Origin of the sequence: Vibrio tetraodonis (genome assembly GCF_003350295.1) — a bacterium.
GTDB lineage: Bacteria > Pseudomonadota > Gammaproteobacteria > Enterobacterales > Vibrionaceae > Vibrio > Vibrio tetraodonis.
The window spans coordinates 86,373-101,345 of sequence record NZ_QLYY01000015.1; the positions used below are offsets into that span (position 1 = coordinate 86,373).

Here is a 14,973-nt window from a genome sequence, read left to right on the forward strand (position 1 = left end):
AAACGAGGCCAATGGTCTCGTTTTTTTATATTCGATTTTTTTTCACTTTTTTTTCACTATCCCCTTGAAAAGACATTTAGCGACCCTATTTATTTGGCATAAGTGAAACAAACAAAATTATTTTAGTTTGTGGATAAGGGTTGAATCCCTATTCTCCATCCCCACATAGGGGATATAGCAAAACGAAAATAGAATTTATTCGGAGATAACCTGATGGGTAAAATCATTGGTATTGACTTAGGTACTACTAACTCTTGTGTTGCTGTTCTTGACGGTGACAAGCCTCGCGTTATTGAGAACGCAGAAGGCGAGCGTACAACGGCATCGGTTATTGCATACACTGATGGCGAGACTCTAGTAGGCCAGCCAGCAAAACGTCAAGCGGTAACCAACCCTGAAAACACATTATTCGCTATCAAGCGTCTAATCGGTCGTCGCTTCGAAGATGAAGAAGTTCAGCGTGATATCGAAATCATGCCTTACAAAATCGTTAAGGCAGATAACGGTGACGCTTGGGTTGAAGCTCAAGGCCAAAAAATGGCAGCTCCTCAAGTATCAGCTGAAGTACTGAAAAAAATGAAGAAAACAGCTGAAGACTTCCTTGGTGAGGAAGTGACTGGCGCTGTTATCACAGTTCCAGCTTACTTCAATGATGCGCAGCGTCAAGCTACAAAAGATGCAGGTCGCATTGCTGGTCTAGAAGTAAAACGTATTATCAACGAGCCAACGGCTGCTGCACTAGCATACGGCCTAGACAAGCAAGGTGGCGATCGCACTATCGCTGTTTACGACCTTGGTGGTGGTACATTCGATATTTCTATCATTGAGATTGATGAAGTTGAAGGCGAGAAAACATTCGAAGTACTAGCAACTAATGGTGACACTCACCTAGGTGGTGAAGACTTTGACAACCGAATGATCAACTACTTGGTTGACGAGTTCAAGAAAGAGCAAGGTATCGATCTTAAGAACGATCCTCTAGCAATGCAGCGTGTTAAAGAAGCAGCAGAAAAAGCGAAGATTGAGCTTTCTTCTACTTCACAAACTGACGTAAACCTACCTTACGTAACGGCTGACGCGACTGGTCCTAAGCACATGAACGTTAAAGTGACTCGTGCAAAACTAGAATCTCTAGTTGAAGACCTAGTACAACGTTCTCTTGAGCCTCTAAAAGTTGCTTTGGCTGACTCGGACCTTTCTGTTGGTGACATCACTGATGTTATCCTAGTAGGTGGCCAGACTCGTATGCCAATGGTTCAAGCTAAAGTAGCTGAATTTTTCGGTAAAGAAGCACGTAAAGATGTGAACCCTGATGAAGCAGTAGCCATGGGTGCTGCGGTTCAAGGTGGTGTTCTAGCGGGTGATGTTAAAGACGTTCTTCTACTAGACGTAACGCCTCTGTCTCTAGGTATCGAGACTATGGGTGGCGTGATGACTAAACTAGTTGAAAAGAACACGACTATCCCAACCAAAGCGAACCAAGTTTTCTCTACAGCAGAAGACAACCAGAATGCGGTAACTATCCATGTTCTTCAAGGTGAGCGTAAGCAGGCTATGTACAACAAGTCTCTAGGTCAATTCAACCTAGAAGGTATTCAGCCAGCGCCTCGTGGTATGCCTCAAATCGAAGTAACTTTCGATCTTGACGCGGACGGTATCTTGCACGTTTCTGCTAAAGATAAGCAGACAGGTAAAGAGCAGAAGATCACTATCCAAGCATCTGGCGGTCTAAGCGATGACGAAATCGAGAAAATGGTTCAAGAAGCAGAAGCAAACAAAGAAGCGGACAAGAAGTTCGAAGAGTTAGCAACTGCACGTAACCAAGCTGACCAAATGATCCACGGTACTCGCAAGCAAGTTGAAGAAGCAGGCGAAGCTTTGCCAGCGGAAGACAAAGAGAAAATCGAAGCGGCTATCTCTGAGCTTGAAGAAGTGAAAGGCGGCGACGACAAAGAAGCGATAGATGCGAAAGTTCAAGCGCTAATGACAGCTTCTCAAAAGCTAATGGAAATCGCTCAGCAACAAGCTCAAGCACAACAAGCAGCAGGTGCTGAAGCTGGTGAACAGCCTAAGCAAGAAGACGATGTTGTTGATGCTGAATTTGAAGAAGTGAAAGACGAGAAAAAATAAGTTTTAACTCGGACTTAGCTTAATGCATAATTGCGGGCGTTTGGGGTAACTCATGCGCCCGTCTGTTTGTAATTGACTTGTCAGTCTAGATAATGGTTCCCGAAACTGTGATCTCGAATTTTTATCTAGAATGATATAAACACCAAGCGACAATAGGTCGTTTGCAGTAATAAATTGGTGACGAAGAAAATGTCAAAACGTGATTTTTACGAAGTATTAGGCGTAGGCCGTGATGCATCAGAGCGCGATATTAAAAAGGCTTATAAGCGCCTTGCAATGAAATTCCACCCCGATCGTAATCAGGGTGATGAGTCTGCTGCAGAAAAATTTAAAGAAGTAAAAGAAGCGTACGAAATCCTGCTTGATCCTCAGAAAAAAGCAGCTTACGACCAGTATGGCCATGCTGCATTTGAGCAAGGTGGCATGGGTGGCGGTGGTTTCGGTGGTGGCGGAGCTGGTGCTGACTTTGGCGATATTTTTGGTGATGTGTTTGGCGATATCTTTGGCGGTGGTCGTCGAGGTGGTGGTCAGCAACGTGCGCAGCGCGGTGCCGATTTACGCTATAACATGGAATTGTCGCTGGAAGATGCTGTGCGTGGCATCTCTAAAGAAATTGAAGTTCCTACCCTAGTTAACTGTGATGTTTGTGACGGTAGCGGAGCGAAAAAAGGCTCAGCACCAGAAACTTGTGGTACTTGCCATGGACATGGCCAGGTGCAGATGCGCCAAGGTTTCTTTGCCGTTCAGCAAACCTGTCCTACTTGTCATGGTAAAGGCAAGGTAGTGAAAGACCCATGTAATGCATGTCACGGTCAGGGCCGTAAACAGAAGACCAAAACACTCAATGTTAAGATCCCAGCAGGTGTAGATACTGGCGATCGCATTCGCTTATCTGGTGAAGGCGAAGCAGGAGAAATGGGTGCGCCAGCGGGTGACTTGTATGTTCAAGTACATGTCAAAGAACACCATATTTTTGAACGCGATGGCAACAACCTTTACTGTGAAGTACCAGTGAGCTTTGCAATGGCAGCTTTAGGCGGTGAAGTGGAAGTGCCGACTCTTGATGGTCGTGTCAACCTTAAAGTACCAACTGAAACTCAAACTGGCCGTATGTTCCGTATGCGCGGTAAAGGTGTTAAAGGCGTTCGTGGCGGAGGGGTAGGCGACTTGATTGTGAAGTTGGTAGTCGAAACGCCAGTGAATCTAAGCAATCGCCAAAAGGATTTGCTGAAAGAGTTTGAAGAGTCTTGTGGCGGTGAAGCAGCAACGAAGCACAAGCCTAAATCAGAGGGCTTTTTCAATGGCGTCAAAAAGTTTTTTGATGATCTGACTAGCTAAGCATTAGCTTGATTATAAAGCCTGCATAGATTGCAGGCTTTTTTATTGCCAGCAATCTTGGGGAAACGTCCTGTTATTTGCGTCAAGACTAAGATGGTCAGTGTTATTACTGGCAAGGCAGTCATCAAGAGTTTGCTGGCTCTGTTCTTGAGCAATCGCTTTTATGACATAGGGCGAATCAGTGCTTGCCTGTATTTCAAATATGAAGCGTTCTGGCTCAGAGCGACAAATGAGACATTTTCCGTTAGAGATTAAACTTTCCCAATGGTAACCCTCGTCATAATTATGCTCTATTTCTAGTTGTAGCTTAGTCAGATCGCTAATGGCTGCCGTTCTGTGCGCTGTCCTTATTTGTTGCTGATAATTGGGGTAAGCAAACAGTGCAAGTAGACTCACCATGGCGACAACAAACAAGAGTTCGATTAACGTCATTGCCTTTACACTTTTCTTACTCAATTTGCAGTAATTTACCAGCATTGTCTCGAATCCTATCTATTAGCCAACACGAGTTATTGTTGAGCAGTGTTAGCATCAAACCAAGTATGGTTTTGAGCTCCTGACTGCTTGCAGGAGAAGTTGAGAAATGACTCGTGGATTTACCTTATTTGAGCTGGCGATTGTCATCGGATTGATAAGCATGACTCTTTTATGGGCAATCCCCAGTTTTCGCTCAGTGTCAGAAACGGCCAACATGACTCGCCTTGCCAGTGAATTATATGGATTTATAGTCCAGGCTAAATCGCAAGCGAGATTACGAGGGCAGCCTTTATGGATTCATATTGTTGAGTCAGGCAAAAATTGGGAGTTAAGACTTACAGATGATCAGGATAGAACACAAGGAATGCTAATCACAAAGCTCTCTGGCTTGTCATTTAAAGGCATTTCTCTTTTCTCAAATCACAGTGCTAATCGAATCAGTTTTGATGCTAGCCACGGTAGGCCAAAAAGCGGGAGATTGTTTTTTTACCCTTCACTTAACCCTGAGCTTAGTCTTGAATTGAGAACCCATTTTCGTTCAGCAATGGTTCGTGTATGTGCGCCGAACACCCCTCATTTAGGCTATGACGAATGTTAAAGCCCAAAAAGTATTATCAGGGAATGAGCCTTGTTGAATGCCTTGTGTCAGTGGCAATTAGTCTGGTATTGATGGCGACACTAGTGAGTTTGCTGCTGCATAATGCTCAGATAACAAATGCGGGTATTAAGCAAAGGCTGCTGCAACAGAGCACTCACAGTGTTAGCCAAATCATAAAGCATGATTTATATCGCGCGGGTTATGGCGGTGAACTAGGCCAAGTGATTAAAATCTCAGGCGCCGACAATGTTTATTATTGGCTGCAAAACTCGGCGACTTCCCTAGTCGGTTATGCATACCTCTCTGGTGAACTAGGCTCAAAGGAAGCTTACGTGAATGTGGTTTATCAACGTAACAATCACTACCCAAATCAGCTTAGAGTTTGCGAAGCAAAGTTGCCTAGGGTGATATCTGTCACGGAAGCTGCCAACTTTAATGCCTACTTTGGTAATCGGTGTAATACCTTGTTTGACAGCAAGCAAATAATGGTGACAGCGTTTGAATTAAAGAGCGAAACCATTCCATCTAGCTTACCTTCATCTACTTTGCTCACGGTATCAATAACAACCGCTCTTACCGATTCGCCAGAGCAAAGTTTATCTGTCTCATTTGTCCTTAAGCCGAGAAACTCATGAGATGAAGACTCAGTCTGGCGCAACAAGCATTATTATGACTAGCTTAATGATGAGCCTCATCCTTGTTTTTGTGATGACAGGTGCTAAGGGGATATTTTATCAACTTAAGGACAGCAATAATCAAATAGATAGCCGTCGCTCCTACTGGCGAGCAGAAGGAGGACTTGAATGTGCATACGCCAAGATGCTAGCCAGTCGAAAGCTCACACATAACTTTGGAAGCTGTATCGAATTACTTGATTTAGATGAGTTAAGCGTTGAGCAAGGTCGCCCAAACCTGATTTATTCACGCAGTGGTTATGTGACTTTATCGAAAGCTTTTTATTTGCCGAGGCTACAAATAAAAAGCCCAATCACCACTCGTTCAACTTTGTTGGTGAATGGCAATTTAAAAGTCAGTCCTCATGTGGGAGATAGAATAAATAGCGCCGAATGGGAATGTTATTCGATTCGCTATGCTGGAGAGCTGTATGCACTAAGCTTTGCAACTAAATACCCCACGTCGCAGCAAGTGAGTGAGCAAAATACTTCTCGTATCTATACACAGGTTCGCCCTCAATGTGCAGATTCACACTTTACTCGCTTGGCGTGGCGCTCTGAAGATACGCAAAAAGACTTTCGTTTTGAGCCAGAAGTAGACCCTTTCAAAGAAGTGTTTAATCTTGACCGGAGTCAGTGGTTTAGGATAATGTCTGATACATCGAGAATTGCTCACGTTCCAGTAACCCTGACCAATGCGCTGCCAACTAGAGCTGATCTTCTTCCAAAACCTAGGTTTAACCATACATGCGTCAGTCAAATACTCACTTTGATCAGATCGTTTCATGATTTGATTTGGGTGTATGGCGGGTGTGAGATTTTGGAGCAGGATATCGCTTCTATTAACCTTGCCATTGAACGGTATTTAGATTCGGGTTTACTGCTGGTGTTACATAACGGTATTGTCTCTATCTCTTCGCTGCAGCCTCTCAATGGGCTTATCTACCACTTGGTAACCTCAGAAAATATACAATTTAGTGATTGGTCCAAAACAGCAAACGATAAGCCACCTTCACGTTTAAGCCAAACCATAGCGCAATTACCGGCAGCTCAGCTTAGCAAACAGCAAATCAGTTATTTTCAGCATGGCCGCTTTTATCCGCTTGGAGGTTTGGTCCTTGATGCACCGAATCACTATGCTGTGGTTAACGGTGGGCTGAGTACAAAATACAGTCAGCGTGTGACCGAACCAGTGGCCCGACACTTTCACTCGCTCACTTGGGTGCAGGGTAGTTGGTATGATCTTTAATCAAACAGGAATGAGCCTTATTGAGGTTTTGATAGCGCTTTCAATCGTGTCAGTCGGTGCGATTGGATTGGTTAAGCTCCAAGTTGATGTTGAAGTTAAAAGCGAAACCGCTAACCAAAAACTCATGGCGCTCAATTTGGCAGAGTCTCACCTAGAAAGGTTTGCAGCCAATAGAATTTGGCCCAGAGATTGCCACCTAGCATCTAAATGTGTAGCGCCTGAAGATGGTTATTTTCAGATTCATTGCACAGCAGAGCCTGTCATCCTTGAAGGCACGCAAGTTAAAAAAGTTCAAGTTGAAGTTTGCTGGCAAGAGCGAACGAGACGCATACAATCGGTAAAACTCGATACCTTGTTTGCTCCGCAGCCTTAAATAACTTGGTTTTAAGGATAGTTTGTATCAATCGGCGAGCTTTTACTTATCTTGTGTTAATTGTAAAATTACTCAGTCGTTAGAGAAATAGTTAGGAGCGCTTTTGTCACAGCCTCAATTTAGTGAACAAGACCATCGTTTTATGCGCAGAGCTATCGAGCTGGCAGCACAGGCTGAGCAAGAGGGAGAAGTCCCTGTTGGCGCAGTATTGGTCAGAGAAGGCGAGATCATTGCCGAAGGTTGGAATCAATCTATTTCTCATCATGACGCTACGGCTCATGCAGAAATGCAAGTACTGCGCAAAGCAGGGCAGGTAATCAAAAATTATCGACTGCTTGATACCACACTCTATGTCACACTTGAGCCTTGCCCTATGTGCGCAGGAGCTTTGCTGCACAGCAGAGTGAAGCGGATAGTTTTTGGTGCACCAGATCTAAAATCAGGCGCAGCGGGTACAGTGCTAAACCTATTTGAGCATCAAGCAGCCTATCATTATGCCGAGGTCGAGCAAGGGCTATTAGAGCAGGAGTGTCGGTTGCAACTGCAAGCTTTTTTCAAGCGCCGCCGCAAAGAGAAAAAAGCACTTAAACAAGCCAAAGAATAAACACTGTGGGTATGAGAGTCTGTTTCTTTTATTGCTACTAGATAGCGTTTACATGCAACAGACTCTAGCTAGGGGTACTGATTTATTGGTACTAGGCGCAGATTAACTGCATAAAGGCTCTGTGGCGTGCGATAACTTTTTTCTTATTGTTGCTTAGCATTCTTTTACGACGATTAGCTGCAACAGTTTTACTTAGGCGTCTTGACTGAACTTTGCGTCTACGCATGAAAACACCCTCCTATTTGGGTTGAAATAAACACAAGTTACTATGTATGGGCGCAGAGCAATAATTCAAGTGCTAAGGAGCACTTGAATTATGAAACTTTAATTACTCTTGTGTTTGCTCTGTCAAAGGCTGTGGTAAGGTTTCATGCGCATCAGAGAGTTCTGCGTCTGGAATTTCAATCACTGCAATATCGTCAACGTTATTATCACTATTGTCGATAGGCTTTTGATCAATGTGGCCTATGATGCTTTGGTAATAACGGCGAATATTTTCGACATAATTTCGCGCTTCATCACCTCTTGCGTAACCGTATTTGGTCTGACTGAAATATTTCTTTTGTCGCAGCAAAAGCAATCTGTCCTTTACATCTACCCAAGAGTCTGGATTGGCGCCTTGTTTTTTGGTCAGTCTTCTTGCATCCATCATATGCCCGTAGCCTACGTTGTAGGCTGCAAGAGCAAACCAGATTTTTTCATGTGTCGCAATTGAGTCGGGTATGCGAGACACCATGCGGCGCAGATATTCAACGCCGCCGCGCACTGACTGCTGTGGATCGAGGCGGTTAGTGACGCCGACACTTTTGGCTGTAGGCAAGGTCAGCATCATCATACCTCGCACTCCGGTCGGCGATTTTGCTTTCGGGTTCCAGTGAGATTCTTGATAAGCCAATGCTGCCACTAATCGCCAGTCAAATTCATCCGAATATTGCTTAAATAGCGGTGCCCATTGCGGCAATTTAGAGTTTAGAGCGCGGATAAATGCGCGGGTATCAACGTAATCAAAGCTACCTATGTGGCCAATGTATTTTTCTTCAAGAGACGCAAGGTGGCCAGATTGTTTGGTGTAGCCAAAATACTCAATCAGCAGAGCGTAAAGGCTTTCGTCTTCCGAGCGACGCACAAACCATGAAATGGGTTGATCTTCAGTGAGCTCGAACGCCACGGCAATCTCTGGATAAACACGTTGTGACAGTGATAATTCTACCGAATCGGCGACGGTAAACATCAACTCACCTTGGGCGACTTGTTTGAGTAAATCACTGACTTCAGCTTCGGGATCAATCTCGAACACAAAATCTGGGTGATCCTTTTCTCTTAGTGCATTGAGTGTTTTCTTAACGTGTGAGTCACTGACAATTTTAAGCTTAGCTTCTTGTTCACCATCAGCATCATGTCTGCTGACCAATTGCTCCAGCGTTCTTGGTCGCCAGTTGCCTTTTTTATAAACAACTTGCTGACTGACATAGTAATAGGCAGGACCCGGCCGAAAACGTTCCGTGCGCTCAGGGGATGAAATCAACCCTGCTGCTATGATGTCAATCTCTCTTTTCTCAAGGGCAGGATAGAGTGATGAAATGCGATACGCGGGTTTCATCTCAAGTTGAACGCCGAGTTCATTGGCGAACTCTCGCGCTAATTCGTAATCCAAACCAGCAGGGCCATCTGGACCAATATAGTAAGAAATCTGGTTGTTTAATGTTCCGACGCGCAAGACGCCGCGTTCACGGATCTGGTCTAAATCGCTTTTAGGCTCAGATTCGATTTGGCAGCCAGACAGTATTAAGGTAGCAAACAGTAGTGCGCCCAGATATGTCATAGGGTTTAAGTAATGCTTCTTCATTGACCACATTCTCATACTTCCATTATGAGCATTTATATCAAAGTGTCGTGACAAGGCAAGCCAATCAGGCCCTGTTGCGACGAAAGATTTGAAATTACGATTGTTGCGGTAATTCAAATTTGCTGAAAAAATGACGCAAACGGTTGCTTTTAGTGTTACATCACAAAAATAAATCCTTTATAATGCGCTCGTCGGACAGAGGTAGCATCGGCATAAGTTTGCAAGATATTAACATAACCTTCTGAATTTATTCCCATATTACCTTAATATAAGAGACCTAAGCACATGAGAATTTTGCGTGGCTCCCCAGCTCTTTCTGAGTTTCGTGTTAACAAACTACTCGAACTTTGCCGTGAACAAGACTTGCCTGTTATAGGAGTTTACGCTGAGTTTATGCATTTTGCTGATCTAACTGAAGACCTAAACTCGTCTGAGCTTGAGAAACTTGAAAAGCTTTTGACTTATGGGCCAACGATAGAAGAACATGCGCCTCAAGGTCTGTTACTTTTGGTGACTCCGCGCCCCGGCACCATCTCACCTTGGTCTTCCAAATCAACCGATATTGCTAATAACTGTGGCCTAGAAAAAATCAAACGTCTAGAGCGTGGTACGGCTTACTATTTGGAAACGTCGAGCCAGCTATCTGAAGCTCAGCTAATCCAAGTCAAAGCCATTATTCATGATCGAATGATGGAAGTCGTGTTTAATGAACTTGAATTAGCTTCGGCACTATTTACAGTTGCAGAGCCTGCACCTGTTGCGGATGTGGATATTCTCTCGGGCGGACGCGCGGCGCTTGAAAAAGCCAACGTGTCGCTTGGTTTGGCACTAGCAGAAGATGAAATTGATTATTTGGTTGAAAACTTTACCAAGCTTGGCCGCAACCCAAATGATATCGAGCTTATGATGTTTGCTCAGGCAAACTCAGAGCACTGCCGTCACAAAATCTTTAATGCAGATTGGACGATTGACGGTGTTGAGCAGCCTAAATCTCTGTTTAAGATGATTAAAAACACCTATGAGACAACACCAGAGCACGTACTATCCGCCTATAAAGATAACGCAGCGGTAATGACAGGCTCAAAAGTTGGCCGCTTCTTCCCTGATCCAAACTCGCGTCAATATACTTATCATCATGAAGATGCGCACATCTTGATGAAGGTTGAAACTCACAACCACCCAACCGCTATTTCGCCATGGCCAGGTGCATCGACAGGTTCTGGCGGTGAAATTCGTGATGAAGGCGCGACTGGAATTGGTGGCAAACCCAAAGCAGGTTTGGTGGGTTTCACTACTTCTAACTTACGTATTCCAGGTTTTGAGCAGCCTTGGGAAACCGATTTCGGTAAGCCTGACCGCATTGTTAACGCGCTAGATATTATGCTTGAAGGCCCACTTGGCGGCGCTGCGTTTAACAATGAGTTCGGCCGTCCTAACCTTCTAGGCTACTTCCGTACCTATGAGGAGAAAGTGACCTCACACGCTGGTGAAGAGGTGCGTGGTTACCACAAGCCTATCATGATCGCTGGCGGTATGGGCAATATCCGTGATGAGCACGTACAGAAAAAAGACATCCCAGTTGGTGCGAGTCTGATTGTACTCGGCGGCCCAGCCATGAATATTGGTCTTGGAGGCGGCGCGGCATCGTCAATGGCATCTGGTCAGTCAGCAGAAGATTTAGACTTTGCTTCAGTGCAACGTGAAAACCCAGAAATGGAACGTCGCTGTCAGGAAGTTATTGACCGCTGTTGGCAGCTAGGTGATAAAAACCCTATTGCTTTTATTCACGATGTCGGTGCTGGCGGTATTTCTAATGCTTTGCCCGAGCTTGTTGATGATGGTGAGCGCGGCGGTAAGTTCCAACTGCGTGATGTGCCAAATGATGAGCCGGGAATGAGCCCGCTTGAAATCTGGTGTAATGAATCTCAAGAGCGTTACGTATTGGCAGTGGCCAAAGAAGACATGCCTGTTTTTGAAGCCATTTGTCAGCGAGAGCGTGCGCCATACGCTGTGGTTGGTGAGGCGACACAAGAGCGCCACCTTACTCTAGAAGATGCTCACTTTGATAATACGCCTATCGACATGCCAATGGACATCTTACTTGGCAAGCCACCTAAGATGCATCGTGATGCGACCACGCTTAAAGTCGATAGCCCTGCTATTGAGCGAGAAGGTATCGATCTTAGCCAAGCCGTTGATCGCGTATTACGTCTTCCTGCGGTTGCTGAGAAAACCTTCCTCATTACTATAGGTGACCGCACGGTCACAGGCCTAGTTGCTCGTGACCAAATGGTAGGTCCTTGGCAGGTGCCTGTAGCAAACTGCGCTGTGACTGCGGCAAGTTATGACACTTACCACGGCGAAGCGATGTCAATGGGCGAGCGCACCCCCGTCGCTCTACTTGATTTTGCTGCTTCTGCTCGCTTAGCCGTGGGAGAGTCACTGACCAATATCGCTGCCACTGATATTGGCGATATTAAGCATATTAAACTCTCTGCTAACTGGATGTCGCCAGCAGGCCACCCAGGTGAAGATGCCGGCTTATATGAAGCGGTAAAAGCCGTGGGTGAAGAGCTTTGTCCTGCGCTTGGTTTGACCATTCCTGTTGGTAAAGACTCTATGTCGATGAAAACCCAGTGGCAGGATAAGGGTGAAGATAAGCAAGTGACCTCTCCGCTATCCTTGGTGATTACCGCCTTTGGCCGAGTAGAAGATGTACGTAAAACCGTGACGCCGCAGCTGCTTACACCAGCGACCTCAGAAGGGCTAGGTGACACATCCCTCGTGCTTATCGATTTGGGTAACGGCCAAAACCGCCTTGGCGCGACCGCACTTGCGCAAGTTTATAAGCAATTGGGTGATAAGCCTGCGGATGTGGATAATGCTGAGCAGCTTAAAGGTTTCTTTGATGCCATGCAGACTTTGGTTCGCAAAGACAAACTGCTGGCTTACCATGACAAAGGCGATGGTGGACTTGTTGTCACTCTGGCTGAAATGGCCTTTGCTGGTCATTGCGGCGTGCGGGTTGATCTTGCCAATATTGCCAACACATCAGAGCAAGACGTCTTGGCGACCTTGTTTAACGAAGAACTTGGCGCCGTATTGCAAGTAAGCAGCGATGAGCTTGACTCGGTACTGTCTACTTTAGCCGCTCACGGCCTTGAAAACTGCACTCATGTTATTGGTAGCGTAGAGGTATCAGATAAGTTCGTGATTACATCAGGTGATGAGGTAGTACTTGATCGATCTCGCACTGAACTTCGGACTATTTGGGCGGAAACAACGCACAAGATGCAAGCGCTGCGTGATAACCCAACGTGTGCTGACCAAGAGTTTGCAGCCAAGCAAGATGACAATGATCCTGGCTTGAATGTGTCTTTAAGCTTTGATGTTAACCAAGACGTCGCCGCTCCTTACATTGCCACAGGCGCTCGGCCTAAAATGGCCATCTTGCGCGAGCAAGGGGTGAACTCTCATGTTGAAATGGCCGCAGCCTTTGATAGAGCTGGCTTTGACGCTACCGATATTCATATGAGCGACATCTTGACAGGTCAAGCTGCGCTGGATGAATACCACGGCCTTGTGGCGTGTGGTGGCTTCTCATACGGTGACGTATTAGGCGCAGGTGAAGGCTGGGCGAAGTCTATCTTGTTTAACGATGCGGCTCGCGAGCAATTTGAAGCCTTCTTTACCCGTGAAAATACCTTCTCACTTGGTGTATGTAACGGCTGTCAGATGTTGTCGAACCTTAAGAGTTTGATCCCGGGCGCAGAGCTGTGGCCAAGGTTTGTCCGCAATGAATCGGAGCGTTTTGAAGCGCGCTTTAGCTTAGTTGAAGTGCAAAAGTCTGACTCTGTCTTCTTTGACGGCATGGCAGGTTCTCGGATGCCAATTGCGGTTTCACACGGTGAAGGGCTAGTCGAAGTAGCAGGAAGCGATCACCTTGCGGCGATAGAGCAGTCAGGCACAGTAGCGATTCGTTACGTGGACAACTTGGGTAAACCGACGCAGCAATATCCGAATAACCCGAATGGCTCGCCAAATGCCATTACAGGCTTAACCACTCAAGATGGCCGTGTCACCATTATGATGCCTCACCCAGAGCGTGTATTCCGCACTGTGGCGAACTCATGGGCGCCGCAAAATTGGGGTGAAAACGGTGCTTGGATGCGTATGTTCCAAAATGCGCGTAAAAACCTTGGTTAACTAATTAAGGTTTAAGCACTAGAACACTAAGCGCAGGTCATTGGCCTGCGCTTTTTTTGGTCTCTGGAAATCTTGGCTATTCGGAAAACAACTTGTTTTTGATATAGTAAGCGAGTTAATGCGCTAAGGAAAACCAATGAGCCTAGAAAATTTTGAGAGCATGGATACCTTTATCCTACTAAGTATGGTGAACATGAAACTTCGCGATGAATTTGGCGACTTAGATAGCTTGGTTACATTCTATGATATTGATAAAGCCAAGCTGGTGGAAAAACTCGCGAAAGCTGGCTTCGAATATTTAGCCGAAGCCAAGCAGTTTCGTTAAGCTTTTGGCCGCCCCTTAGTGACGGCTGCCCAAATCTTCATCTTGCGCTTGCCCTTGTATCATTCGGGTGAGTTCCTGACAGCGCACAATTCTTCCCTCTGCGAGAGTGAAATTGGCAATTATCTCAAACTTCACACTGTCCCCATTCGCCTTATCGGCCGACACTAGGTGGTGAGTAAATACATGCTCTCCCTGTGCTGCGCAGGCAAGTATAGCCACGCGCCTATTTTTCGTATCTTCTTTCAGCTTGGCCACATGCGCGACAAACTCAGCGTAGCCTAATTCTAAACCATTAACGGTTTGTCGGTAGTTAGGAGCAAAGTATTGCTCAATTTCAGCTTGATCAAATTCTGGGTTGGTCAGTAGCACTTGCAGCGCATTTAAAGCGATTGTTTGGTTGTCCATCGTTTTTCTCCTCATCGTTATGGATGGGATACAGGTTACCGAAACCATCACTGGCAAGATTTCGATATTAAGACAACAAGTTTACCTATTCGGCCAAAATGGAGTGGGGAGAAAATTGTGATTTTTGGCTACTAAGGGTGAAGTGGTTGCTAAAAAATTCTTTTATTTAAGATCTCTACAATGTAAGCGCTTGAAGCAATAAATAAAAGCAATAAATTTATTGTGAGCAATCTCTAATCATAAAATTGATTTATTGAATGTATATAAATGTAAATTACAATCGCGGCTTGGTAATTATTGTGTCAATTTATCTATTGGCGAACTGCTAGTTCACGGCTGTAGAGGCCATCTTCGATGGAGCAGAAAATGGCGAAAAAGATCTACCTTCTCGCAATGGTTGCACTGGTGCTTTCTGGTGCGGTGGTATTTTTTATTTTTGCACCTAACCCAGAGTCAGAACGTCTTGAACAAGAAGCATTGGCAAAGGGCATCTTATCTGCTTTGCCTGCGATAACATTGAGCAGTGAAGCCAATTTCCCTTCTCCGGTTATTGCGCTTCAGCAAACCCTTGCTCATGGCATGGTGGAGGTGGAAAAGACTAAGCTGCCGTTACTCAGTGGCGAGTTAAACCAATTTTCACAAACTAACATCACTGAGGATTATGCCTCACCCCAAGAGTTAGAAGACTTAAAGCAGCGGCTAAACAAGCTGCCATCTTCGAAGCCATAACCATTACACCAAGTAACGA

At 45.4% G+C, this 14,973-nt stretch carries 14 protein-coding genes; 10 read left to right on the forward strand and 4 right to left on the reverse strand.

The genetic code is table 11. The features are described from left to right. The first annotated feature begins 213 nt into the window (after window positions 1-213). Complete coding sequence (gene dnaK / locus DPF90_RS11625; protein ID WP_114786511.1) at window positions 214-2,130, forward strand: molecular chaperone DnaK; 1,917 nt, start codon at window positions 214-216, stop codon at window positions 2,128-2,130. Window positions 2,131-2,319: 189 nt separating this feature from the next. After that, a complete protein-coding gene (gene dnaJ / locus DPF90_RS11630) occupies window positions 2,320-3,468 on the forward strand; it encodes a molecular chaperone DnaJ (RefSeq protein WP_114786512.1) in 1,149 nt (382 codons plus the stop codon). Window positions 3,469-3,510: 42 nt separating this feature from the next. On the opposite strand, the gene DPF90_RS11635 is transcribed toward dnaJ, so the two are convergent. After that, a complete protein-coding gene (locus DPF90_RS11635; protein WP_240314506.1) occupies window positions 3,511-3,900 on the reverse strand; it encodes a type IV pilin protein in 390 nt (129 codons plus the stop codon). 151 nt (window positions 3,901-4,051) lie between these two features. On the opposite strand from DPF90_RS11635, the gene DPF90_RS11640 reads away from it, so the two are divergent. From DPF90_RS11640 to tadA, 5 genes are all read left to right on the forward strand, one after another. Continuing rightward, window positions 4,052-4,543: a GspH/FimT family pseudopilin gene (locus tag DPF90_RS11640; RefSeq protein ID WP_114786514.1), complete on the forward strand. Its 492-nt coding sequence runs from the start codon at window positions 4,052-4,054 to the stop codon at window positions 4,541-4,543. Continuing rightward, window positions 4,537-5,178, forward strand: a complete 642-nt coding sequence (locus DPF90_RS11645) for a PilW family protein (RefSeq protein ID WP_114786515.1) — start codon at window positions 4,537-4,539, stop codon at window positions 5,176-5,178. The genes DPF90_RS11640 and DPF90_RS11645 overlap by 7 nt, the downstream gene beginning before the upstream one ends. Before the next feature lies 1 nt (window position 5,179). Then, window positions 5,180-6,466 (forward strand): hypothetical protein, encoded by a 1,287-nt coding sequence (locus DPF90_RS11650; RefSeq protein ID WP_114786516.1) that lies wholly within the window; start codon window positions 5,180-5,182, stop codon window positions 6,464-6,466. Beyond that, on the forward strand, window positions 6,456-6,839 hold the full coding sequence (locus DPF90_RS11655) for a type IV pilus modification PilV family protein (RefSeq protein ID WP_114786517.1): 384 nt from the start codon (window positions 6,456-6,458) through the stop codon (window positions 6,837-6,839). The genes DPF90_RS11650 and DPF90_RS11655 overlap by 11 nt, the downstream gene beginning before the upstream one ends. A gap of 103 nt (window positions 6,840-6,942) precedes the next feature. Next, a complete protein-coding gene (gene tadA, locus DPF90_RS11660) occupies window positions 6,943-7,443 on the forward strand; it encodes a tRNA adenosine(34) deaminase TadA (protein ID WP_114786518.1) in 501 nt (166 codons plus the stop codon). A 91-nt stretch (window positions 7,444-7,534) separates the two neighbouring features. On the opposite strand, the gene DPF90_RS20525 is transcribed toward tadA, so the two are convergent. Beyond that, on the reverse strand, window positions 7,535-7,669 hold the full coding sequence (locus tag DPF90_RS20525) for a hypothetical protein (protein ID WP_275895331.1): 135 nt from the start codon (window positions 7,667-7,669) through the stop codon (window positions 7,535-7,537). A gap of 102 nt (window positions 7,670-7,771) precedes the next feature. Beyond that, entirely contained in the window at window positions 7,772-9,289 is a 1,518-nt protein-coding gene (mltF, locus tag DPF90_RS11665) for a membrane-bound lytic murein transglycosylase MltF (protein WP_114786591.1), read from the reverse strand. A 285-nt stretch (window positions 9,290-9,574) separates the two neighbouring features. Between mltF and purL the strand changes: the two genes are divergently transcribed. Both purL and DPF90_RS11675 read left to right on the forward strand, forming a co-directional pair. Then, window positions 9,575-13,495 carry a phosphoribosylformylglycinamidine synthase gene (gene purL / locus DPF90_RS11670; RefSeq protein WP_114786519.1) on the forward strand — a complete coding sequence of 1,307 codons (3,921 nt, stop codon included), beginning with the start codon at window positions 9,575-9,577 and terminating at the stop codon, window positions 13,493-13,495. Window positions 13,496-13,631: 136 nt separating this feature from the next. After that, window positions 13,632-13,820, forward strand: coding sequence for a DUF4250 domain-containing protein (locus DPF90_RS11675; RefSeq protein WP_114786520.1), 189 nt, complete (start codon window positions 13,632-13,634; stop codon window positions 13,818-13,820). Between the two features lie 15 nt (window positions 13,821-13,835). Here the strand turns inward: DPF90_RS11675 and DPF90_RS11680 are convergent, their stop codons facing one another. Next, a complete protein-coding gene (locus tag DPF90_RS11680; protein WP_205395191.1) occupies window positions 13,836-14,225 on the reverse strand; it encodes a nuclear transport factor 2 family protein in 390 nt (129 codons plus the stop codon). 366 nt (window positions 14,226-14,591) lie between these two features. Between DPF90_RS11680 and DPF90_RS11685 the strand changes: the two genes are divergently transcribed. Next, window positions 14,592-14,954 (forward strand): hypothetical protein, encoded by a 363-nt coding sequence (locus tag DPF90_RS11685; protein WP_114786522.1) that lies wholly within the window; start codon window positions 14,592-14,594, stop codon window positions 14,952-14,954. Window positions 14,955-14,973 lie beyond the last annotated feature (19 nt).

What these genes read in the sequence shown, in the direction of transcription:
- dnaK (WP_114786511.1), top strand. Translation starts at nt 214, where the DNA reads ATGGGTAAAATCATTGGTATTGACTTAGGTACTACTAACTCTTGTGTT.
- dnaJ (WP_114786512.1), top strand. Translation starts at nt 2,320, where the DNA reads ATGTCAAAACGTGATTTTTACGAAGTATTAGGCGTAGGCCGTGATGCA.
- DPF90_RS11635 (WP_240314506.1), bottom strand. Translation starts at nt 3,900, where the DNA reads ATGACGTTAATCGAACTCTTGTTTGTTGTCGCCATGGTGAGTCTACTT.
- DPF90_RS11640 (WP_114786514.1), top strand. Translation starts at nt 4,052, where the DNA reads ATGACTCGTGGATTTACCTTATTTGAGCTGGCGATTGTCATCGGATTG.
- DPF90_RS11645 (WP_114786515.1), top strand. Translation starts at nt 4,537, where the DNA reads ATGTTAAAGCCCAAAAAGTATTATCAGGGAATGAGCCTTGTTGAATGC.
- DPF90_RS11650 (WP_114786516.1), top strand. Translation starts at nt 5,180, where the DNA reads ATGAAGACTCAGTCTGGCGCAACAAGCATTATTATGACTAGCTTAATG.
- DPF90_RS11655 (WP_114786517.1), top strand. Translation starts at nt 6,456, where the DNA reads ATGATCTTTAATCAAACAGGAATGAGCCTTATTGAGGTTTTGATAGCG.
- DPF90_RS20525 (WP_275895331.1), bottom strand. Translation starts at nt 7,669, where the DNA reads ATGCGTAGACGCAAAGTTCAGTCAAGACGCCTAAGTAAAACTGTTGCA.
- mltF (WP_114786591.1), bottom strand. Translation starts at nt 9,289, where the DNA reads ATGAAGAAGCATTACTTAAACCCTATGACATATCTGGGCGCACTACTG.
- purL (WP_114786519.1), top strand. Translation starts at nt 9,575, where the DNA reads ATGAGAATTTTGCGTGGCTCCCCAGCTCTTTCTGAGTTTCGTGTTAAC.
- DPF90_RS11675 (WP_114786520.1), top strand. Translation starts at nt 13,632, where the DNA reads ATGAGCCTAGAAAATTTTGAGAGCATGGATACCTTTATCCTACTAAGT.
- DPF90_RS11680 (WP_205395191.1), bottom strand. Translation starts at nt 14,225, where the DNA reads ATGGACAACCAAACAATCGCTTTAAATGCGCTGCAAGTGCTACTGACC.
- DPF90_RS11685 (WP_114786522.1), top strand. Translation starts at nt 14,592, where the DNA reads ATGGCGAAAAAGATCTACCTTCTCGCAATGGTTGCACTGGTGCTTTCT.